Raw genomic sequence first — 21,523 nt, 5'->3', positions numbered from 1 at the left:
TATCTCATGGACTTATTCCGTTTCGGCAAAGACGCCCTCAGTCTTTGACGACGCGGCTGCACCAGGCGGCGAAATCTGCCGCCACAGCCTGCCAGCCGATCTCGTTCAGCGTCTCGTGCCGCATTCCCTTGTATATTGTGTGTTCGACATGGCTGAAACCCGCCTGGCGGAAACGCTCGGCCAGCCACACAATCTCCCTGCCATCATTGGTAGCGGTATCCTGATCGCCGCTGACGAGGAGAAGCGGTAACGTCTTCGGCAGGCGTTCGATGAGTTTTGGCGCGCGATAGGAGAGTTCGAAGACATCCTGCCAGAGGGAGACGCTGGCCTCGAACTGGCAGAGCGGGTCCTCCACATAGGCATCGACAGCCGCCTTGTCATGGCTCAACCAATCGGCATGGGTGCGCTTTTCCGGCATTCTGGCGTTCCAGGCGCGGAAGGTCGCCTTTGGCAGGATGGCGCTCGGCACGTCCGAGCCCTTCAGCATCTTTTCAAGCCGTAGCACCACCTGCGCGATGCGGCCCATGAGGCCGGGATTGAGATTGGAATTCCAGATCGACAGGCCATCGAAGGCATCCGGATTGCTGACGGCCGCGTTGAGCGCGACGAGGCCGCCCATGGAGTGGCCGAACAGGATCACGGGCAGGCCGGGATGTCTCTCGCCGACCATCATGCGCATCGCCATGACATCTGAAACGACCTTTTCTGCGCCATCCTTCCAGGCGAAGCGGCCGAGGGGTGCATCCGCCGCTTTTGTACGGCCATGGCCGCGATGGTCATGGGCATAGACCTCGAAACCCTGTTTCGCCATCACATCGGCAAAACGCCGGTAACGGCCGGCATGTTCGACGAGGCCGTGGCAGATCATGAGGACGCCGTGCGCGGAGACAAGGGCGGAAGGCTGATGACGGAAGGCGATGGATGCGCCGGAAGGGGCTTCCAGCCTCTGGATCTGGCTGAAGGCGAAGTTATCAGTCGTCTCATTCATCATCGCACCCATCGCCTCATCACGCAGCCTGTCATAATCATGGGGTCATAATCGTGCCAGAGGTTGCCCCAAGGTCCTATTTACCCTACATAGCGGCAAATTTCCCGATACGTACTCTTAAAAATCCGATGTGGAGCATTCGCTACAATGGCACGTCAATTCATCTATCACATGGCTGGGCTGAACAAGTCCTATGGCGCGAAGAAGGTTCTGGAGAACGTCCATCTCTCCTTCTACCCCGATGCCAAGATCGGTATTCTCGGCCCGAACGGCGCCGGTAAGTCGACCGTTCTGAAAATCATGGCCGGCCTCGACAAGGAATATACCGGTGAAGCCTGGCTCGCCGAAGGTGCGACGCTCGGTTATCTCGAGCAGGAGCCGAAGCTCGACGAGAACAAGACCGTGATGGAAAACGTCATGGAAGGCGTGGCGCACAAGACGGCGATCGTTGACCGCTACAACGAACTGATGATGAACTATTCCGACGAAACGGCGGATGAGGGCGCAAAGCTCCAGGACATGATCGACAGCCAGAACCTGTGGGATCTGGAAAATCAGGTCGAAATGGCCATGGATGCGCTGCGTTGCCCGCCCGGCGACTCTGCCGTAACCGGCCTTTCGGGTGGTGAGCGCCGTCGTGTGGCGCTTTGCAAGCTCTTGCTTTCGCAGCCTGATCTGCTGCTGCTCGACGAACCGACCAACCATCTTGACGCCGAAACCATCGCCTGGCTCGAAAAGCACCTGCGCGACTATCCCGGCGCCGTGATGATGATCACCCACGACCGCTACTTCCTCGACAACGTGACGGGCTGGATTCTCGAGCTCGACCGTGGCCGTGGCATTCCTTACGAAGGCAATTACTCCGCTTATCTGCAGGCGAAAGCCAAGCGCATGCAGCAGGAAGCCCGCGAAGACGCCTCGCGTCAGAAGGCTATCAGCCGCGAACAGGAATGGATCGCTTCCAGCCCCAAGGCTCGCCAGACGAAGTCCAAGGCGCGTATCCGCGCTTATGACGAGCTGGTGGAAGCCGCTGAAAACCGCCGTCCCGGCGACGCGCAGATCGTCATCCCGGTCGCTGAGCGTCTGGGCCGTGTCGTTATCGAAGCGGAAAACCTCACCAAGGCGTATGGCGATCGGGTGCTGATCGAAAACCTCACCTTCAAGCTGCCTCCGGGCGGCATTGTCGGCGTCATCGGTCCGAACGGTGCCGGTAAGACGACACTGTTCCGCATGATCACGGGTCAGGAGCAGCCGGACAGCGGTTCAGTGACTGTCGGTGAGACGGTTCAGCTCGGTTACGTCGACCAGAGCCGCGATACACTGGCGGGTGACAAGACCGTGTGGGAAGAAATCTCCGGCGGTAACGACATCATCAAGCTCGGCAAGTTCGAAGTGAATTCGCGCGCCTATTGCGGCGCCTTCAACTTCAAGGGCGGCGATCAGCAGCAGAAGGTCGGCAATCTCTCGGGTGGTCAGCGCAACCGCGTGCACCTTGCCAAGATGCTGAAGGCCGGCGGCAACGTTCTCCTCCTTGACGAACCGACCAACGACCTTGATACGGAAACGCTGGCAGCGCTCGAAGAGGCGCTCGAAGCCTTCGCCGGTTGCGCCGTTATCATCAGCCACGACCGCATGTTCCTCGACCGTCTGGCCACCCACATCCTCGCTTTCGAGGGTGACAGCCATGTGGAATGGTTCGAAGGCAACTTCGAAGACTACGAAAAGGACAAGGTCCGCCGCCTCGGCCCGGAAAGCATCAAGCCCGGCCGGGTGAGCTACAAGCGACTGACGCGCTGATCCTTTCGTCATATCTTCAGAAAAAGGCCCGCCGTAAAGCGGGCCTTTTTCCGTGTAATAAGTGGCGATGATCGTCTCGCGCGACACTTTGCGCTTGCATCGAACACCACATCGACATAAAGATATCTTTATATCTTGATTAGCTTGCGAGGCGCGGCAGAGTGGCGTTCGGTTTGGACAAATTGGTGGATCTCTTGAAGGCGGCGGGCGAGCCGACACGCTTCCGTTTGCTGGCGCTTCTTTCGGCCGGCGATCTGACCGTCACTGACCTTACCGAAATCCTCGGCCAGTCGCAGCCGCGCATCTCCCGTCACCTGAAGCTTTTGACGGAAGAGGGGCTGATCGAACGTTATCAGGAAGGCGCATGGGCCTATTTCCGCCTGCGGCAGGATGGCGAGCCCGCCGTTGTCGTCAGGCAGCTGCTTGGCGCCGCATCGCCCTCCGACGCCGTTCTCCAGCGCGACAGCGAACGGCTTGCCACGGTCAAGCGGGTGCGGGCGGAACGGGCGCAGGATTATTTCAGCCGCAATGCATCCGCTTGGGACGAGCTGCGCCGCCTGCATGTCAGCGACGAGGCCGTGGAAGGCGCGCTATTGAAGCTGGTGGGCACAACGCCGATCGATTCGCTTCTCGATCTCGGCACCGGCACTGGCCGCATCCTCCAACTTCTGAGCGGTATCTATCGCCGTGCGATCGGCGTGGACGCCAGCCGAGACATGCTTTCGGTAGCACGCGCCAATCTCGACAAGGCGGGCGTGGTCAATGCATCCGTGCGCCATGGCGATATTCTCAACCTGCCGCTGGAGGGACAGGATTTCGATCTGATCGTCATCCATCAGGTCCTGCATTTCCTCGACCAGCCGGAAATCGCGCTTTCCGAAGCCGCGCGCATGCTGCGTCCGGGCGGGCGGTTGATCGTCATCGATCTTGCGCCGCATTCCTTCGAATATCTGCGCGATGAACACGCGCATGTGCGGCTCGGATTTTCGCATCCGTTGATGGAAGAGTGGCTGAAGAAGGCCGGGCTTTCGCAGGAACGCGCCGTCGATCTTCATTCTGAAAAAGCGTCCGATGAAGCTCTGGACGTGACGATCTGGGTTGCCCGCGACCAGCGGCTGCTGATGGCAGACGATGTGGTGCAAGAGGCCGTTTTACTTGCTGCCGGGAGGGCATGATATGTTGAGATCGGAAACCGCGCGCCACAATGGCGATATCCGGGGCGATATCCGGTTGTCTTTCGAGTTTTTCCCGCCCAAGAATGCCGAGATGGAAGCCCAGCTTTGGGAAACGGTTGCCGAGCTGAAGAAGTGGGATCCGGATTTCGTGTCCGTCACCTATGGCGCGGGCGGTTCCACCAAGGCGCCGACGCTGGACGCGGTGCGCCGCATGATCGGTGACAGCCATCTGCCGACCGCTGCGCATCTGACCTGCGTGGATGCCAGTCGTGACGACGTGCATCAGGTCATCGAAGAGTTTCGCAATGCCGGCGTTCGCCATTTCGTGGCGCTGCGTGGCGATCCCTCCACCGGCATCGGCACGGCTTACCAGCCGCATCCGGAAGGTTACGAGAACGCCGCAGCACTGGTGAAGGGGCTGCGGGAGATCGGCGATTTCGAGATTTCCGTTTCGGCCTATCCGGAAAAGCATCCTGAAAGCGCAAGCGAGGCTGTTGATATCGACATGCTGAAGCGCAAGGCGGATAATGGTGCGACCCGGGCGTTGACGCAGTTCTTCTTCGATAATGACGTGTTTGAACGTTACATGGAGCGCGTCACCGTGGCGGGCATCACCATTCCGGTGGTTCCGGGCATCATGCCGATCCAGAACCTGACCCAGCTCAAGCGTTTCGCCGGCCGCTGCGGCACCAGCGTTCCCGGATTTCTGGATGAGCGTTTCGAGGGCTATGACGAGGATCTGGAAGGGCGTGCGCGCGTGGCCGCCGAAGTCGCGGCCGAGCAGATCGCTGATCTGCAGCGGCGTGGTTTCAACGAGTTCCACCTCTACACCATGAACCGCGCTCCGCTGGTCGATGCGGTGCTGGAAAACCTCGGGCTGGAGCGCCTGCGCCGCAGCGCCGCCTGACGCCGGAGAGCCGATTACCGACATGAAAAAAGCGCAGGTCCCTCAGGAGCCTGCGCTTTTTAAATTCGTGTCATCTACGGTTCTTAATTGCGTTTGGTCTTCACGTCGCGTCAGATGAAAAGCATCATCGCTACGAACAAAAACGCCAAACCGACTGCCAAGGCATTGAGAGATTTTGTAAGTCCCATGGGTGCCTCCTGTTGTTGACAGGTTCGATAATATGACCGTTTTGTGGCAGTTGAAAAGCGGTTTTTGTGATGCAGTGCAACACGGTTTGGCGCGCCTTGAAAAAGCGCTTTCTGTAATTTATTGAAAGTAAAAGATTATTTCTCTATCACGCAGTGCTTCATAAGTTTAAAAAAAGTAAATGACCGGGGTTTTATCCCCAGTCATCCGGTCGAGATTAACGATTCCCGCCTTGATTCCGGCCGAGAGATTAAGGGCCTGATAGCGTCGTTAAGACTTATTAAAGCGCCTGAAGAAGCGTGGCCGTCGGCCAGCCATCCGCGGGCAGGCCGATGCGCTGCTGCTCTTTCTGAATGGCGACGCGGGTGCCGGAACCGAGAATGCCATCCACCTTGCCGACATTGTGTCCGCGCGATTCAAGCTTGGTCTGAAGCTGCTTCATGGTCGCGTCATCGAAGCCGGGGTCCGGGTTGCCCTTCTCGTAGACGGGTCCGCCCATCAGGCGGGTAGCGAAATAGGCAGCCGAGGTCGTGTAGATGAACGACTGGTTCCATTCCAGATAGATGTTGAAGTTCGGATAGGTGATGAAGGTCGGCCCCTTGCGGCCCTGCGGCATGATGAGGGCTGCGGGCAGGGAGGCGAAGTTCTTGTTGCCGTCGCGCGGGGTGACGCCGAGCGCGAACCACTCGCCGGCCGTCAGCGGGCCGCCAAGGCCGGATTTTTCCCAGGGCAGGTTTTCCGGCAGGGAGACTTCCTGAATCCAGGGTTCACCCTTCTTGAAACCGAGATGCTGGATGAATTTCGCTGCGGTCAGGATGGCGTCGGGCGCGCTGCTCTTGACGTTGATATGGCCGTCGCCATCACCATCGACGCCGAAGGCGATGATGTCCTTGGGCAGCATCTGGACCTGGCCGATTTCGCCGGCCCATGCACCTGTGTTGGTGTTGGGATCGAGATCACCGTGTTGGACCATTTCGATCAGCGCCAGCAGTTGCGGGCGGAAAAGTTCCGGGCGGCGGCAATCATGCGACAGGGTCACCAGCGCGTTGCGGGTGTTGAAATCGCCCTGAACGGCGCCAAAATCCGTTTCCATGGCCCAGAAGGCGGCGATGACGCCGGCCGGTACGCCGTATTCACTTTCGGCGCGGGCGAAGGTGGAGGAGAGCTCCTGAAGCTTTTTGCGGCCGATATCGAGACGGGCCTGGCTGACGGTGCGCTGGGAGAATTCCAGAAAGGTCTGGCGGAAGACGCCCTGGGCGCGGTCACGCGAGAGCACTTTCGGGTCGATCTGCGCACCGGCAAGCGCCTTCTGGATTGCCTCGGCCGGAACGCCCTTGGCGAGCGCATCGGCTTTCACGCCCTCGAGGAACGCGCCGAGATCACCGCCGCAGGCAACCTGCTTGGGATCGTCAGGCGAGGCGACGGGCGGCGTGGCGAGTGCGGAGCCGGTGGAAAGAAGCGACAAAGCGGCGGCAAAAACGATGCTGCGCGACCGGAACGTGGGCATGGGGAATTTCCTCGATAGGTTGTTGACCCGCTTTACCCATATGTTTGCGACAAAAAAACGGACCGGACGATCTGACGGTGCAGAACAATGCCGAATTTTAGAAAGTGTTGCTTCTTGGCCGTCTTATTTGGCCGAAGCAATCCATTTCCGCCAGTTTTTCTCACTTCCGGCAAAGACATTGATGTCGGTGGGGCCGTTCACGCCGGGCACGACGCCGGTTGCGGTATATTGCCAGAATGCCCATTTCCGGTCTTCGTAAATCTTGGCCGGATGGGCAGCGACGGAACGCACCCAGAAATGGTAGTCCTTGAACTGGCCGACGAGATTGTCACGGTGGAAATCGACCGAGGTATAGATGATCGGACGTTTGCCATAATGGGCCTCGAGGCGGTCGAGGAAACGCTGCATTTCGGCGCGCACGACGCCGGGGGCAGGGCGGGTCTTGCAGGTGGGGGAAGAAGGATTCCATTCCACGTCGAGAACCGGCGGCAGGGTGACGGCTTCCTTCGGCACGTTGCTGATGAACCAGTCGGCCTGAGCGTCCGCCGTCGAACAGAAATAATAGAAGTGGTAAGGCGCGTGCAGAATATCCGCCGAGGCCGCGCTGCGCCAATGGTCGCCGAATTTTGGATCGATGCGGTCCGACCCTTCCGTCGCCTTGATGAAGACGAAGGAAACGCCTGATTTGCGCACGGTCCGCCAGTCCACATCGCCATTCCATTTAGACACGTCGATGCCGTGTATCTCATGGCGGTGCGGGTTGTTGAGGCCGAAATCCTGCGGATCGGTATCGGAAAATTTAGGCTTGGAAACGGATGCGGTTTCCAGCAGGTCGTAACTCGTGGACGTGCAGCCGCTGATCAACAGCAAAGCCGACAATAGTGCCGAAAAACGCAGCCGCATTGGAACCCTGATGATAATTGTTGCCCATCCCGCGGCCGCAAAACAGCGCGCCGCATCTCCCGATTTACGCATAACATGGTAAACAAACTGATATGGCAAGGGGCAGCGCGTTTTTTTTGCACCTCGCAAGTCGCTGGATTTCAAGCGATTTGCCGGTTTAGTGCGGGGATTTAGTCCGACAGAAGCCTTGAAGGCGGTGCCACATGCGGTCGGTCAGGCTTCGCAATCCGCCGGGAATCGGGCGTCGGCCAATATGAGGTGGATCTTCGGTTGTTGTGCTTCGGCAACCGGAAGCGTGATGACGGCCCGCCAGGCATAACCCCGGGCGATCTCCTCGAAGACGAGATTGCCGTCGAAACGGCCGGCCATATTGGCGAGGACGTAACGGAGATTGGCGCGAGGCGTGACGTGAAAACGGTTGAGCCAGGCTTGCAGAAGGGTGCGGAACCACTTCGGCAATTGTTCCTGCTGGCCGAAATCGACGATGTGCAGCGAACCGCCGGGTTTCAGCGCCGTGAGTGCCTGTTCTATCGCCTTTTCCCAATCCGGTATCATCGACAGGGCATAGGGGATCATGACGCGATCGAAGCCATCGGGTTGGCCGAATTCCGAAGCACGGAAGGCGGTGGCATCGGCGACCCGCAGGATGGGTCGCTCCGCCTTGCCGGCAAAATTCTCCGATGCGGTCAGCAGCATTTCGGCTGATATATCGAGGCCGAAGAGCTTGGCGTCGGGAAATCTGCGGCTGGCGAGCAGCAGGTTGCGGCCGGTGCCGCAGCCGATTTCCAGCAGCGTGCCGCCCTTTGGCACGTCGAGGCCGGAAATGGTCCGGTCCCGGCCGAGAAGATAATATTTGCGGGTGATATCGTAGATATGCCGCTGGTGGCGATACATGCGGTCCATCAGGCCCGCATGCGCGCTGTCTGCAAGGCCTACATTCTCGCCGATGGTTTTCATGCCATAGCCCTCTGGTAGATATGGAAGCCGCCATAAATGGCCGAGCGGTCCATGGCGTTGAGCTCGTTGGAGCGCTCTTCGAGATAGACCCACTGGTTGCGGATGTCAGGCGAAAGCCGGCCTTCGATAACGCTCTTTTCGGCCGCCGTGCGGAAGATGACGCGCGCACCGGGCGCGGCGGTGCGGCTGATCTGCGACCACAACTCGTTGAGCTGCACATCCGTCATCCAGTCCTGGGCATCGAGCAGGATATAGCGGTCTACGCCACTTGCGGGCTTGCGGGAAAGAAGCTCGGTATAGGTGGCGTGATGCACCGCGACGCGCGCGGTGTTGTTGCGGATCGTTTCGTAATATTCCGGCTTGAGATAGGCGGGCAGGGCGCCCTCATGCGGCTCGGGATAACGGCGCGCGAAGGCCTGCCAGGCGAAGTAATTGTCACTGAGCGGGAAGTTGCAGGCAAGCTTTTCCAGCCGTTCCCTCAGCACGGAGGCAACCGTGCCGTCGCTGGAAAGGCTTGCCAGCTCGTCATATTGGCGCGGCGGAATGCCGAGGCCGAAAAGCGAGCTCTTGCGCTTCGTCAGCCAGCGCACCACCGGCTTGTCGAACAGCGGCGCGACCTTGCTGTCAAAAAACTGGCGCTGTTCGTCCAGCGTCCGGGTCTTGGCCATTTCGGTGAGCTTCACGCCGTGCAGGCGGGCCATGAGGTGGCCGGCACCGATGAAGCGGCCGAGCAGGCCGGTGCGATAGATGTTCCTGTCGAACACCGAAATGCGGCGGCGGCCCGAAAGGGTGCGCTTCGACCAGTATGCCTTGGTCGTGGCGTCGAGATGCTCGGCGATGAAACGGTCATAACCGACGCTGTTGCTGCGGGTGTTGGCGCGGCCGAAATGGCGCACCACATCCTGATGGGCGGGCAGATGACGGAAGGCGGCAAGCTTCAGCTTGTTCAGGGCGATGTGGTGCGGGTTGAGGTCCACCACATCGATGCTATCAGGGTTGCGGGAGAGATAGGCCAGCATGTTGCAGCCGCCGGAGCCGATGGTGACGATGCGGTGGCCTTCGCCAAGCTCCATCGCTTCCATGTCGATCTCGGGGTCTTCCCAGATCTGCGGATAGACGAGGCCGGAAAAGAGGACGCCGAAGAACCGCTCGGACAGACCGCTTTTGGAGAGTGCCTTGTGCTGGAGCAATGCGGACTTCAGTTTCGTGTTCTTGCTGAAGCCGGTCTTGGGTGCCGCACTCGTCATATGTTCACCTCTCAGTCGATTGAGAGGCCTCTACAGCCGCCACGCTACAGTTTGATGACAGGGGTTGGCGACGTTGAATGTTTCGGCGAAGTCGCGCAACGCCGCCACCCAGGATCAGGTCCGGAGGCCAGCGCGATGGAAACCTTGATTGCACACACTCACTCCACGGCGCAGAGACGCGCCATGGTTGGATGCGGGGTCAAGCCCGGCCTGACGGAGGGGAGTTTTTCAATTCTGGCGCGATGCCAGAGTGCCGTTTGAAAGCACTCGGCGGTCCTGGAGCTACTTCCGCAGAACGTGCAGCATGCCCTTGCGCTTGGCGTCGTAATAATAACCGCGTGCATAAAGCCGGACGGCATTGTCACGGTCATTACCCGCCACAACCCATGCGCCGTGCAGATATTTGACGGCGTATTTGAGATTGGTTTCGGCGTCGAACAGGCCGGAGGCGGGGCCATCGAAGCCCATGGAGCGGGCCGTGGCGTGCCGGATTTGCATCAGGCCGAAATTGCCGCTGCTATAGGCGCCGGGATTATATCGGCTCTCGCGCTGCACGACGCGGTGAACCAGATCTTCCGGCACATCATACATGGTGGCGTATTTGGTAATCAGTCCGCTCAGCTTCTCGCGCCCGGCGGGTGCCGTATTAAGCGGTGCCGTCATTGATTCGTTCTGGCGGATGGCGGCAAGCGCGGCATTGGTGGGGCCGGCGGCATAAGCGAGAACCGTGCTGTCGGGCTTCGGCAGCGGGATGACTTTTCGTTCCGCGGTCAGTTCTGTGCCGATGGAGGGCGAGCCGGGTGGTGGCGGTGCGGGCGGGAAGCTGCCCTTGACGGCAACCACCTGCGGCAGATCGGCGGCGGCATTATGCATGGCCGGTTTTGCCGCCGCATTTGCCGTTTCTATGGCCGCTGCCGCCGGCGTCACGTGGGTCGGCGCAAGTGCCGCGGCCGTGGTCGATGCGGCTGTCGTTACTGCGGCTCCGGCCACTTCGGTCTGCTGCGGCTGCATTTGTGCCGCGATGGCTGCGGCGGCTGCAATTTCGGAGGCTGGCGGCAGTGCCACGCGTCCGCCCTTCACGGCGACGGCAGTGGGGAGTGCTGCTGCTTGAGAAGAGGCTTCGGCGGTCTGAACTGCCGGTGCGGCCGGGGTGGCGCCGGCTGCGGCCTCAGCCGTTGCCGGCTGCGTCGATGTCTGGGCTGGAGAAGTAGGGCTGACCGTTGCAATTTTCGGGCCGTTCGGCCCTTCCTTCGCGGTGTATTCGACGCTGGTGCATGCGCTCAATGCCAGTGCCAGACCCACGGTGGAAGACAGAAGAAGTGCACTTCTTCCGCGGAATTTGCCCGAATTTCGCATGTTGCCGCCTTCGTTATGCCTGTCTCTCGATACCCCCGCGTCAAGCGAAGCAGGCAGTGTCCCGTCGCGCCTTCATTAACCTATTGTAAGGAAAGCGGCAAGCCGGGACGTGTCGCCCCGACTTTCAGGTTAATTTTCAGGCCGCGATGCGCCTGTATCCGGCACTGACGGCGCGGCCGGAAATGAAGTGTGTGCGGTATTTCGGCCGGATTTTTCTATCGCCGGACATGCGGCGCACCAGCGCCAGCGTCTGGCCGGCGAACATGGCCTGCGCAGCCAGAATCACACATGTCAGAACAAGGATCGCTGCCTGCGCCATGGCGAGCGTTTCAACGGCATTGCCCGTGGTGGAAACGAATTGCGGCAACAGTGCGAGGAAGAAAGCGAAATAGCGCGGGCGCAGGGCGGCAATGGCGTAACAATCGCGGAAAATGCCGCTCCAGGATTTGCCCGGCAGATTGTCATTGTCGGCGTTGGCCGCCTGGGCTGCAGGCGTGGCGAAAGTCCATAACATGAACAGCATCAGCCAGCCGATTCCCGCCCATTGCACGATTTCGACGAAGGATTGCGGCAGATAGACGAGACCGGCCACCGGAATGGCGGAAATCGTCATGGCCGTGACGATGCCAAGCGCGCCGCCGCCAACGGAGGCGAAGATCGTCTTCCTGCCGCGAATGGCGGCATAAGAGGCGACAGAGAATACAAGGGGAGAGGGGAGTGCGAACACAACGGCACATGCTGCACAGAAAATCAGCCACGCCTGTCCAGACATTCTCTTCCTCCTTGCCCTCCCTGTCACCGCGTTATTTTAGCCTATCGTAAAATCAGGCCGCTGTGAACGGCTGACCGACGTGTTCCATCACTTCGGTAAACCATTTTGCAGAGAGGTCGAAATGCTTTCCGCCCTTGATACGCGGAAACTCGATGGTCCGCAATTTGCCATTCTGGTCTTCGTCATGGCCGGTGACGCCGGAGACCTTGTTGAGTGCGCTTTCGACCGCCAGATCGACCATGCCCTGAATGAGGCGAAGATCGTCGCCATTGGCGGGTGCGGAGCGGGCGAAATAGCCCGATTTCTGCACCATGGAGCGCTCTGCGCCGATGAGGCCGGCAAATTGTTTCTGGAACCAGCCGCCGACGTTGATGGTGTCGATCTTCACATGGCCGAAGGCATCGCGCTTGACGGCTTCGCCGGAGGCTTCGCGCTCGGCAACGATCGAATCAAGGCCGGCACCTTCCGAGACGAACAGCGTCACATAGCCGTTTTTGTCCATGACAGCCTTGAGTCGCTCGGCTTCGGCCTCGATGTCGAAGGCCATTTCCGGCAGGTAGATGCCGTCGATGCTCTTCATATGGCTGTTCATCATCAGGCCTTCGACATATTCATTGCCACTGGTCTTCTGAATATAGGCGCGGGCGGTTGCTGCCGTCAGCCAGCCGCAATGGCGGCCCATGACTTCGTGGATGACGAAGGTCTTCGGTGCCGCGCTCTGCTCGTTGCTGACATTGTCGAAGAAGGCGGCGCCGACTTCGGCGGCCGTCCAGGCGCCGAGCGACTGCTTGATCGGCACCACGTCATTATCCACCGTCTTCGGCAGGCCGACGACGGTGAGGTTGTAACCATTGGCGCCAAGGTAAGCGGCAAGGTCCGCGGCGGTCGTGTTGGTATCGTCGCCACCGATGGTGTGGAGAATGGTGATGCCGTCAGCCGCCAGCCGTTCAGCGGCGACGCGCAGCGGATTGTCGCCTTCCTTGACGAGGCCGCGCTTGGCGCAATCGGCGGCATTTGTGAGCTTGACGCGGCTGTTGCCGATCGGCGACCCGCCGTAACGATGCAGCAGATGCGCCTTTTCGCGCATATCCTTCGTGATCTCGATGCGGTCGCCCAGAAGCACGCCCTGATAACCGGAGCGGTAAGCGATGATGTCGATTTCAGGCGCGATGTCGCTATAGCGTTCGATCAGGCCGCCAACGGCCGAAGAGAGACAGGGCGCAAGGCCACCCGCGGTCAGCATTGCGACTTTCTGTTTGGCCATCATGGCTCTCCTTTTCACGTATACCCAAAGACATGTCTGGCAAATGGATGCGACAGCCGCGTGTAGGTGTAAAGTGAATTTATCAAGAAAAACGCCGATTTCTCGCGGTTTTTCAGCGGCTTGACGAAACCAGTCGAATATAATCGTTTCAATCCGCATCAGCGCGACTGCGTGGATACCTCCGCCTGCCATGCCTGTGGAAAACCGCGCCTGCGCCTTTCGCCCGGCTCTTGTTCCTGAAGCAAAACTGTCGCAAAGATGAATAAAAGTTAATGCCGCCGGGCCGCCGAGCATATTGCATTCGCGGCAATATCCCGTCATGCTTGCCAGCATGATGTTTGATTTCGCCTGTCTGCAAATTTCATCCCTGTGGGAACGGCTGCTCGGCGCAATCGGCGACGCGGCTGGGAATGCGCTCGGGCGCGTTGTAGAAGCGATCCGCACGCTTTTCGAGGGCGACCCGGAAACCCGCCGCAAGGTTTCCTTTTCCGTGGCCATCATCGCACTTTCCGCCAAGATGGCGAAGGCTGATGGCGTGGTCAACGATGCCGAGGTTCGTGCCTTCCGGCAGATTTTCGATTTCCCGGAAGAAGAAGCCAAGAACGTTGCCCGTCTTTATAACCTTGCGCGTCAGGACGTCGCCGGTTACGAGGCTTATGCGGAGCGGCTCGCGGGTCTGTGCGGTTCCGGTCACGCCAATTGCGAGATGCTGGAAAGCGTCATCGACGGCCTGTTCCACATTGCCAAGGCCGACGGGCTGATCCACGAGCGGGAACTGGCCTTCCTCGGCCGTATCGCCGAAATCTTCCATATCACTGAAGATCACTTCGAAACGATCATGGCGCGGCATGTCCATATGGACGGGCGCGATCCTTACCGCGTACTTGGCGTTTCGCCCTCGGACGACTTCCTGGATATTCGCAAGCGTTACCGTTCGCTGGTGGCCGAACACCATCCGGACAAGCTTATCGCACGCGGCGTGCCGATGGAATTGCATGCTGCAGCAAATGAGCGTATGGCGGCTCTCAACGCCGCCTATGCGGCCATCGAGAAAGAACGCCGCGTCGCATGAATGAATGTCTGCCGGATTTTACCCCGGATTTCGGGGGCGCAGCCGTTGCGCCTTCGCCTAACCATGGCGACAGGCTTGATGTGGCCGGCCCCGATATCATTCTTCTCCACTACACTGGTATGACCACTGCGGATGGTGCCCTTTCGTGGCTCTGCAATCCGGAAAGCCAGGTTTCCAGCCATTATTTCGTTTTCGAAGACGGCCGCGTGATCCAGATGGTTCCGGAAACCCGTCGCGCTTGGCATGCGGGTAAAAGCACCTGGGCGGGGGATCAAGACATCAATTCCCGCTCCATCGGCATCGAGATCGCCAATCAGGGTCATCCCGGCGGCTTGCCGGAATTCCCGAAAGAGCAGGTGGCTGCCGTCATCGAATTGTGTCGCGATTGCGGCCAGCGCTGGTCTATCGCCCCGGAAAGGGTGCTTGCTCATTCGGATGTCGCGCCAATCCGCAAGGTCGATCCGGGCGAAAAATTCCCGTGGGACATCCTGTCGCAGCACGGTGTCGGCCACTGGGTGGAGCCCGCGCCGATCCGCGGTGGACGCTTTTTCCAGCGCGGTGACCATGGCCAGCCGGTCGAAGCGCTGCAGTCGATGCTGTCCATCTATGGATATGGCGTTGAAATTACAGGCGCTTATTGCGAAAAAACCGAAGGCGCCGTGGCCGCCTTTCAGCGGCATTTCCGGCCCGCTCTGGTGGATGGCATCGCGGATTTCTCCACCATCGACACATTGCACCGGTTGATTGGCAGCCTGCCGAGATTTTCGGCCAGCTGAGCGCCGATTCTGGAAAAGCATTCCCGCTTTTCCGGCGTCTTCAAGTCGCTTTTTTTGTTGTGCCACAGTTAATCCGCATTGAGGAAGTCTAAGAACGTCACTGTATGCGGTGGCGTTCTTCAGGGGAACATACCGTCAATATCAATCAAGGAGACTGGACAGCGGAAAGTCGCGATCGACTTTCCGGGCGTTGAATATTTGTGCCGCTTCATTGTTCCCGTCGTTCGATCTGGAGACTTTTTCTACATATGAACAGGTTTGTTATTGCTGTCGCGGCGGGCGTTGTTGCGCTCGCCTCGCAGGCGGGGATTGCTTTTGCCAAAGACGAGGACGTCAAGACCAAGACCGTGACGCTGGAGACCTTCATCCGCAAGCCCGGTTATCCCATTCCCGAAAAAAGCCTGCCTTCGTCGCTCAAGAACGGCTATTCCGAGCTGATCGTCAAATATGCCAAGCGTTACGGCGTTCCCACCAATCTGGCGCATGCCGTGGTTTCGGTGGAAAGCAAGTTCAACCCCAAGGCCCGTGGCAGCGCCGGTGAAGTCGGGCTGATGCAGATCAAGCCGGCAACGGCGCGGATGATGGGTTTTCGCGGCACGACCAAGGCGCTCTATGATCCCGAGACCAATATTCGCTGGGGCATGCAATATCTGGCGACGGCGCATCAGCTTGGCGGCGGTGAAGTTTGCAGCACCATCCTGCGTTACAATGCCGGCCACGGCGCCACACGCATGAACCCGGTATCCAAGCGTTATTGCGGCAAGGTGCAGGCGCTGCTGGCGAGCTGAGGCCGCCGCGATCGTCTGCGAAATTGCGAAAAGCGATTCCGGTTCGGGCCGGCATGCTGTAGTCAGAAACAAATCTGATACGGAGCATGACATGCCGGATTTCAAATATATCGTGGTCGGGGCCGGGATGATGGGAGCGGCCGCGGCGCGGCATCTCTCAGTGCAAACGGATGGCGTGGCGCTGATCGGGCCGGCCGAACCCGCCGATCGCAAGACACATCAAGGTGTGTTTTCAAGCCATTACGATGAGGCGCGTATCACTCGCGGGTTTGACGGCGATCCGGTCTGGGCCGAACTCGCGCAGCGCTCGATCCGGCGTTATGCCGAGATCGAGGCGAAAAGCGGCATTCGGTTCTTCACCGAAGCGGGCTGCCTGTTTACCGGCAACGGTAAAGGGCTTGCGGGAGACTATGTATCGCGCGCACTTTACTCGGCAGATCTCCTCGGTCTTGAGGTGGAAACACTCGGCAATGCAGCGCTCCCAGGCCGCTTTCCAATGTTCTCATTGCCTGCCGATCACGGCGGTTATTTCGAGGCCAGCAATGCCGGCCACATCAATCCGCGGGCGTTGGTGAAGGCGCAATGCGCGATTGCCGAAGCGCAGGGTGCGCGGCTTGTGCGCGAGACGGCAGGGCATGTCCGCGATACTTCCCGTGGCGTCGAGGTCATGACGCGGGAAGGGGCCACCTATACGGCCGATAAGGTCATCGTCGCGGCAGGTGGTTTCACCAATATGGCGGAGCTTCTGCCGTCTTCGGTCGATATGGCGGCGACGGGCCGCACCATCGTGTTCTTCGAACTGGATGAGGCAAGGCAGGCGCTGTTTAGGGCGATGCCCTCGACGATCGTCCTGGCGGAAACCGAGGACGATATCGTCTATATCCTGCCGCCGGTGCTGTATCCCGACGGCAAGGTCTATCTCAAAATTGGCGGCGAAAGCGAAAAGGGCAGGCTTGAAACGCTTGTCCAAGCGGTGGACTGGTTCCACTCGGACGGCACGCCTGATGAGGTGGATTTCCTGACGAAAAAAGCCTTGTCGCTGATGCCGGAGCTGGCCGGCTGCCCGGTCACGTCCGGTTCCTGTGTCGCCTCGATCACCCGCAGCGGTTATCCCTATATCGGCTATACGCAATCCTCCAATATCGCGGTTCTGACCGGTGGCAATTTCGTTTCCGCCAAGTCTTCGGACGAGATCGGGCGACTCGGCGCGCAGCTGCTTCTCAACGGTCAGCTGACAGAGGATGAATTCGCCGCCGAAATGGCGCCGGTTTTCGTCTGACATTCCCGAGGGAAGCAGCTACAAGAATGCGGCTAAACGGAACGGGTAAAGAGGGCGGCATGTCGGGGCATTTCAATTATATCGTCGTCGGTCGCGGCATGATGGGTGCAGCCGCTGCCCGCCATCTGGCGGAAACTGTGGAGGGTGTGGCGCTGATCGGTCCTGGCGAACCTGCCGATGTAAAGTCGCATCAAGGTGTTTTCGCCAGCCATTACGATGAAGCGCGGATTACCCGCACCATCGATGGCGATGCCGACTGGGCCTTGCTCGCCAACCGCTCCATCGCGCGTTATGCCGATATTGCCACACGCAGCGGTGTCGAATTTTACGCGCCGGTCGGTTGCCTGATGGTGGGACCTCAACGGGGCGACGCCAATCCCTTTGTCGACGATGTTCTCAAGGCGGCGGCTCGGCTCTGCGTTTCCACGGAACTGCTGGATGATCAGAGCCTGAAAAGCCACTTTCCCTATTTCTCCTTCGAACAAGGGTGCGAAGGCGTGTTCGAGAGGGACAATGCCGGTTACGTCAACCCGCGCGCGCTGGTGAAAGCGCAGGCCATATTAGCGGAAAAGGCGGGCGTTACTCTGATCGACGATATCGTCGTCTCGACGCGGGAAGAGGATGGCCGCGCCTGCGTGCAGACGGCTTCGGGCGCGGTTTATACCGCAGACCAGGTACTGGTGGCGGCCGGTGGCTTCTCCATCACCAGGGATTTGCTGCCGCAGCCGGTCGGGCTTGATGTTTATGCCCGCACCGTCGCTTTCTTCGAGATTGATGAGGGTGACCTTGGGCAATATGCGGGCATGCCGTCGCTGATCTATGAGCCGCGCGATACGACGAAACATATCTATCTGCTGCCGCCGGTGCGTTATCCCGACGGCAAATTTTACCTGAAAATCGGCGGTGATCCTGATGATAAAAGGGTCGGCAGTGACCCGGAAATCCGGGAATGGTTCCGTTCCGGCGGACGGGAAAGCGTGCGGGACCACCTTTCGGAGATCGTGGGCACGCTGGTGCCTTCCGTTGATCTCTCGCGTGTCTCGATGGCCGCCTGCATCGTCTCCAAGACGAAGAGCGGCTATCCGGCCATTGGCTTTACCGCCTCGCCGCGCATTGCGGTTCTGACCGGCGGTAACGGCACGGCGGCCAAGAGTTCCGATGAGATTGGGCGGCTGGGTGCTCTGCTGCTGCGGGACGGAAAAATCGCCGATGATGCCTTCACTACGGATTTCAAGCCGGCATTTCTTTGATCTTTGCCGTCGCTTTTCGGTGGCTTTCACTCCAGAACATGGTTATGCAGCCCATGCCAGTTGGCCGGGCAGCCGCGCTTTACCAATGTCGAAAGACGGTAAGGTGAGGAAAGTCCGGGCTCCACGGAAATACGGTGCCGGATAACGTCCGGCGGGGGCGACCCCAGGGAAAGTGCCACAGAGAGCAAACCGCCATGCTTTGCATGGTAAGGGTGAAAGGGTGGGGTAAGAGCCCACCGCGCCGCTGGTGACAGTGGTGGCAAGGTAAACCCCACCGGGAGCAAGACCGAATAGGGATGACACGGGGCGGGCGAAAGCCCGTTCACAGCCGGTTTCCGGGCCCGTCATCCGGGTGGGTTGCGAGAGGCGGCATGCAAATGCCGTCCCAGATGAATGGCTGCCACGTTCCGGGTCAAACCGGGGCCATACAGAACCCGGCTTACAGGCCAACTGGCGAATTTCCTGCCCGCGCGGTGCCGCATCTTTCGCCTCTCGCGGGCGAATCATTGAGGCATCGCGACACGAATAGGGCGGGTTCCGACCGGCGCGCCGGTCGCACTGTCGATGGTGACGGCATCGATCTCCGTTCCGGTCTCGGCGTCGAAGAACCGGGTCACCTCGCCGCCGCCACGATGTTTGCGCCCCCAGGCGCCGATCGCAAACAGCACTGGCAAAAAGTCGCGGCCAGCTTCCGTCAGCACGTATTCGTCTCGTGGCGGACGCTCGGAATAACGGCGTTTTACCAGCAGTCCCTCTTCCGTCAGCGATGAAAGCCGCCCCGTCAGCATCGTCGGTGCGATCCCGAGGCTTTTGCGAAAATCATCGAAACGGGTCAGTCCCGCATGGGCGTCGCGCATGATCAGCATGCTCCATGCGTCCCCCACAATCGCCAGGCTGCGGGCAATCAGGCAGGGTTGGTCAGAAAGTTTTTTCATGTCGATATCTTTTTAGTAGTGACTTGATACTGATTTGATAGTAACTGATTGCTCATCAATGTTCCACGATAAAATGAAAGCGGAAGAAAATGAGTGATAAAGAACGCGGCATCGCCCTGGTCACGGGCGCATCCTCGGGCATAGGTCTGGTGACGGCGCAGGCGCTGCGGCGTGATGGCTACCGTGTCTTCGGCACGAGCCGGAAGCCGATGCCCGATACGGCGGATGGGATCACGATGCTGATCTGCGACGTTAGCGACGATGCATCCGTGCAGCGCGCCGTCGACGAGGTTCTGAGCCGCGCAGGGCGGATCGATCTTCTCGTCAATAATGCCGGGATCGGACTGCTTGGCGGCGCTGAGGAATCCTCGACGGAACAGGCGAAGGCCGTGTTCGACGTCAACGTATTCGGCGTCATAAGAATGACAAATGCGGTCCTGCCCGTCATGAGACGGCAGCGTCGAGGCCGGATCGTCAATCTCAGCTCCATACTCGGGCTGATTCCCGCTCCCTATAATGCGCTTTACGCAGCTACCAAGCATGCCATCGAAGGCTATTCGGAATCCCTTGACCACGAGGTGCGAACGCAGGGTATCCGCATCGTGCTTGTCGAACCCGGTGTAACCCGAACGTCTTTCGAAGAGAACCTCACGCGACCGGACCGGCCGCTTGCCGTTTACGATACTGTTCGCACCGATGCGGAAAAATTCATGCGCGAGATCGTTGAAAAAGGTGATGCACCCGAAGTGGTTGCTAAGGCCGTCCTCAAGGCCGCCAACGCGACATCGCCCAAAAGGCGTTATACTGCCGGAAAAGCTGCGGGGCAGGTCCGCTTTATCCGCCGCTTTCTGCCCGAGTCCGTCGTCGACAAGAACCTTCGGAAGTTCAACAGGCTGCCCGATTGAGTTTTCATCATCGCAGTGCCGGTGCTGCCGGCTCACCACAGAAACGAAAGTCAGTCCGATGAAATCATTCCTGATCGATCGCTACGCCAAAGGCGGTCCCCTCCGGTTCGGCGATAGCCCCGAACCGGAATTGCGCGACAACGATGTCATGGTCGAAATTCATGCCGCCAGCGTGAATGTTCTGGACAATAAAATCAGGGACGGTGAGTTCAAGCTCATCCTGCCATACCGCCTTCCGCTGGTGCTGGGCAACGATGTCGCGGGCGTCGTGGTTCGGGTCGGCGCGAATGTCCGCAAATTCAAGCCCGGTGATGAGGTCTATGCACGCCCGGCTCAGGGGCGGATCGGGACATTTGCCGAGTACATCGCCATAGACGAGGCCGACGTGGCGTTGAAGCCGAACAATCTGACCATGGAAGAGGCGGCATCCATACCGCTCGTCGCCCTGACAGCATGGCAGGTGCTTGTCGAGCGAGCCAACCTGCAAAAGGGACAGAAGGTCTTGATCCATGCCGGCTCGGGCGGCGTGGGCACTGTCGCGATCCAGCTTGCCAAACATCTCGGAGCATATGTGGCCACAACCACGAGCACGGGAAATATTGATCTCGTGAAAAGTCTCGGTGCAGACAGTGTGGTTGATTACAAGAAGGATGACTTCGAAAAAGTGCTGCGGGGCTATGACGTGGTGCTGAACAGCCTCGGAAAGGACACGCTGGAAAAATCCCTTGCGGTGCTGAAGCCTGGCGGGAAGCTGATTTCGATTTCCGGCCCACCAGATCCGGATTTCGCGCGGCAGAATGGCTTAGGTTGGCCGCTTCGACAGGTCATGCGCCTGCTAAGTTCCGGCATCAGGAGAAAATCGAAGCGGCTGGGGGTCAGCTATTCTTTCCTCTTCATGACCGCGAATGGCGGCCAGCTCGAAAAGATTACCTCGTTGATCGAGGCGGGCGATATACGCCCCGTGGTGGACCGGGTCTTTCCGTTCGAGAAGACCAACGAGGCACTGGACCATGTCCAGACGGGCCGTGCAAAGGGGAAGGTCGTCATTGCGGTAAAGTGACGTCCGGCCTGTGGCCTTTGCGGTTGGATCAATCGCGGAGGCCTCCCTAAAAACCATTTCCTTGTTTTCAAAAGAAAAACGGTGATTTCACCGCGCTTGCGCGTGCCGGGAAAAAACGTCCCAGCGGATGAAGTAAACCATTCGTTAAACTTAACGGCTTATGAATTTCCGATGCGAAGTCGGTATCGTGCCGGCTTCATCCCATTGACGCCCATAGTGTCCCATGATATCCCAAATGCACACCACATTGGGTCGTGTTTTTGACCCGCAATCGCTGAAACGAGTGAGGAGCCTACGAGGGGCTGCTGCAGGGCATGTCGCCCTGGCGCTTGGCGATGTGTCGTGCGTACCGGTGTCGTCTGTGAAGTGGATGGTTCGCTTCGCGGAATGCGGTTTTGG

Annotated in this window: 19 protein-coding genes and 1 other RNA gene; 11 read left to right on the top strand and 9 right to left on the bottom strand. The window is 59.4% G+C overall.

What is annotated here, in order from left to right; all coding sequences use genetic code 11:
• Positions 1–37: 37 nt before the first annotated feature.
• Positions 38–988: an alpha/beta fold hydrolase gene (locus CFBP5499_RS09780; protein WP_130932505.1), complete on the bottom strand. Its 951-nt coding sequence runs from the start codon at positions 986–988 to the stop codon at positions 38–40.
• A gap of 147 nt (positions 989–1,135) precedes the next feature.
• Here CFBP5499_RS09780 and ettA point away from each other — a divergent pair, with 147 nt between their 5' ends.
• The 3 genes from ettA (at position 1,136) to metF (ending at position 4,867) form a co-directional block, all read left to right on the top strand.
• On the top strand, positions 1,136–2,785 hold the full coding sequence (gene ettA / locus CFBP5499_RS09775; protein ID WP_080824671.1) for an energy-dependent translational throttle protein EttA: 1,650 nt from the start codon (positions 1,136–1,138) through the stop codon (positions 2,783–2,785).
• 161 nt (positions 2,786–2,946) lie between these two features.
• Positions 2,947–3,960: an ArsR/SmtB family transcription factor gene (locus tag CFBP5499_RS09770; protein WP_080824672.1), complete on the top strand. Its 1,014-nt coding sequence runs from the start codon at positions 2,947–2,949 to the stop codon at positions 3,958–3,960.
• A 1-nt stretch (position 3,961) separates the two neighbouring features.
• Positions 3,962–4,867, top strand: a complete 906-nt coding sequence (metF, locus tag CFBP5499_RS09765) for a methylenetetrahydrofolate reductase [NAD(P)H] (protein ID WP_175416672.1) — start codon at positions 3,962–3,964, stop codon at positions 4,865–4,867.
• A 466-nt stretch (positions 4,868–5,333) separates the two neighbouring features.
• Here metF and CFBP5499_RS09760 read toward each other — a convergent pair whose 3' ends face one another.
• The 7 genes from CFBP5499_RS09760 to CFBP5499_RS09730 form a co-directional block, all read right to left on the bottom strand.
• On the bottom strand, positions 5,334–6,560 hold the full coding sequence (locus CFBP5499_RS09760; RefSeq protein WP_080824673.1) for a lytic murein transglycosylase: 1,227 nt from the start codon (positions 6,558–6,560) through the stop codon (positions 5,334–5,336).
• Positions 6,561–6,683: 123 nt separating this feature from the next.
• Complete coding sequence (locus CFBP5499_RS09755) at positions 6,684–7,463, bottom strand: glycoside hydrolase family 25 protein (protein WP_175416671.1); 780 nt, start codon at positions 7,461–7,463, stop codon at positions 6,684–6,686.
• A 213-nt stretch (positions 7,464–7,676) separates the two neighbouring features.
• Positions 7,677–8,420: a class I SAM-dependent methyltransferase gene (locus CFBP5499_RS09750; RefSeq protein WP_175416670.1), complete on the bottom strand. Its 744-nt coding sequence runs from the start codon at positions 8,418–8,420 to the stop codon at positions 7,677–7,679.
• Positions 8,417–9,667, bottom strand: a complete 1,251-nt coding sequence (locus tag CFBP5499_RS09745) for a DUF3419 family protein (protein WP_080824674.1) — start codon at positions 9,665–9,667, stop codon at positions 8,417–8,419. Before CFBP5499_RS09745 ends, CFBP5499_RS09750 begins: the two co-directional genes overlap by 4 nt.
• Positions 9,668–9,949: 282 nt before the next feature.
• The gene (locus CFBP5499_RS09740; protein WP_080824675.1) at positions 9,950–11,023 is read right to left on the bottom strand and encodes a lytic transglycosylase domain-containing protein; all 1,074 of its coding nucleotides are present in this window, start codon (positions 11,021–11,023) and stop codon (positions 9,950–9,952) included.
• A gap of 136 nt (positions 11,024–11,159) precedes the next feature.
• Positions 11,160–11,795 carry a LysE family translocator gene (locus tag CFBP5499_RS09735; RefSeq protein ID WP_080824676.1) on the bottom strand — a complete coding sequence of 212 codons (636 nt, stop codon included), beginning with the start codon at positions 11,793–11,795 and terminating at the stop codon, positions 11,160–11,162.
• A 52-nt stretch (positions 11,796–11,847) separates the two neighbouring features.
• Positions 11,848–13,059, bottom strand: a complete 1,212-nt coding sequence (locus CFBP5499_RS09730) for a pyrophosphate--fructose-6-phosphate 1-phosphotransferase (RefSeq protein WP_080827264.1) — start codon at positions 13,057–13,059, stop codon at positions 11,848–11,850.
• A gap of 331 nt (positions 13,060–13,390) precedes the next feature.
• Here CFBP5499_RS09730 and CFBP5499_RS09725 point away from each other — a divergent pair, with 331 nt between their 5' ends.
• The 6 genes from CFBP5499_RS09725 (at position 13,391) to rnpB (ending at position 18,682) form a co-directional block, all read left to right on the top strand.
• Positions 13,391–14,131, top strand: a complete 741-nt coding sequence (locus CFBP5499_RS09725) for a J domain-containing protein (protein ID WP_173987289.1) — start codon at positions 13,391–13,393, stop codon at positions 14,129–14,131.
• Entirely contained in the window at positions 14,128–14,907 is a 780-nt protein-coding gene (locus tag CFBP5499_RS09720) for an N-acetylmuramoyl-L-alanine amidase (RefSeq protein ID WP_080824677.1), read from the top strand. Before CFBP5499_RS09725 ends, CFBP5499_RS09720 begins: the two co-directional genes overlap by 4 nt.
• 248 nt (positions 14,908–15,155) lie before the next feature.
• Positions 15,156–15,695, top strand: a complete 540-nt coding sequence (locus CFBP5499_RS09715) for a lytic transglycosylase domain-containing protein (protein WP_080824678.1) — start codon at positions 15,156–15,158, stop codon at positions 15,693–15,695.
• Between the two features lie 91 nt (positions 15,696–15,786).
• Positions 15,787–16,974, top strand: a complete 1,188-nt coding sequence (locus CFBP5499_RS09710) for an FAD-dependent oxidoreductase (RefSeq protein ID WP_080824679.1) — start codon at positions 15,787–15,789, stop codon at positions 16,972–16,974.
• 59 nt (positions 16,975–17,033) lie between these two features.
• A complete protein-coding gene (locus CFBP5499_RS09705) occupies positions 17,034–18,224 on the top strand; it encodes an NAD(P)/FAD-dependent oxidoreductase (protein WP_080824680.1) in 1,191 nt (396 codons plus the stop codon).
• Between the two features lie 56 nt (positions 18,225–18,280).
• Positions 18,281–18,682, top strand: an RNA gene (rnpB, locus tag CFBP5499_RS09700) — RNase P RNA component class A.
• Between the two features lie 45 nt (positions 18,683–18,727).
• Here the strand turns inward: rnpB and CFBP5499_RS09695 are convergent.
• Positions 18,728–19,159, bottom strand: a complete 432-nt coding sequence (locus CFBP5499_RS09695) for a winged helix-turn-helix transcriptional regulator (protein WP_080824681.1) — start codon at positions 19,157–19,159, stop codon at positions 18,728–18,730.
• 89 nt (positions 19,160–19,248) lie between these two features.
• On the opposite strand from CFBP5499_RS09695, the gene CFBP5499_RS09690 reads away from it, so the two are divergent.
• Together CFBP5499_RS09690 and CFBP5499_RS09685 are read left to right on the top strand one after the other, a co-directional pair.
• Entirely contained in the window at positions 19,249–20,064 is an 816-nt protein-coding gene (locus CFBP5499_RS09690; RefSeq protein ID WP_080824682.1) for an oxidoreductase, read from the top strand.
• Positions 20,065–20,122: 58 nt separating this feature from the next.
• A complete protein-coding gene (locus CFBP5499_RS09685; protein WP_080824683.1) occupies positions 20,123–21,124 on the top strand; it encodes an NADP-dependent oxidoreductase in 1,002 nt (333 codons plus the stop codon).
• Positions 21,125–21,523: the final 399 nt, after the last annotated feature.

Source organism: Agrobacterium tumefaciens, assembly GCF_005221325.1.
Classification (GTDB): domain Bacteria; phylum Pseudomonadota; class Alphaproteobacteria; order Rhizobiales; family Rhizobiaceae; genus Agrobacterium.
Note: the sequence above shows the minus strand (reverse complement) of the source record. Positions and strands in the feature narration are given on the sequence as shown.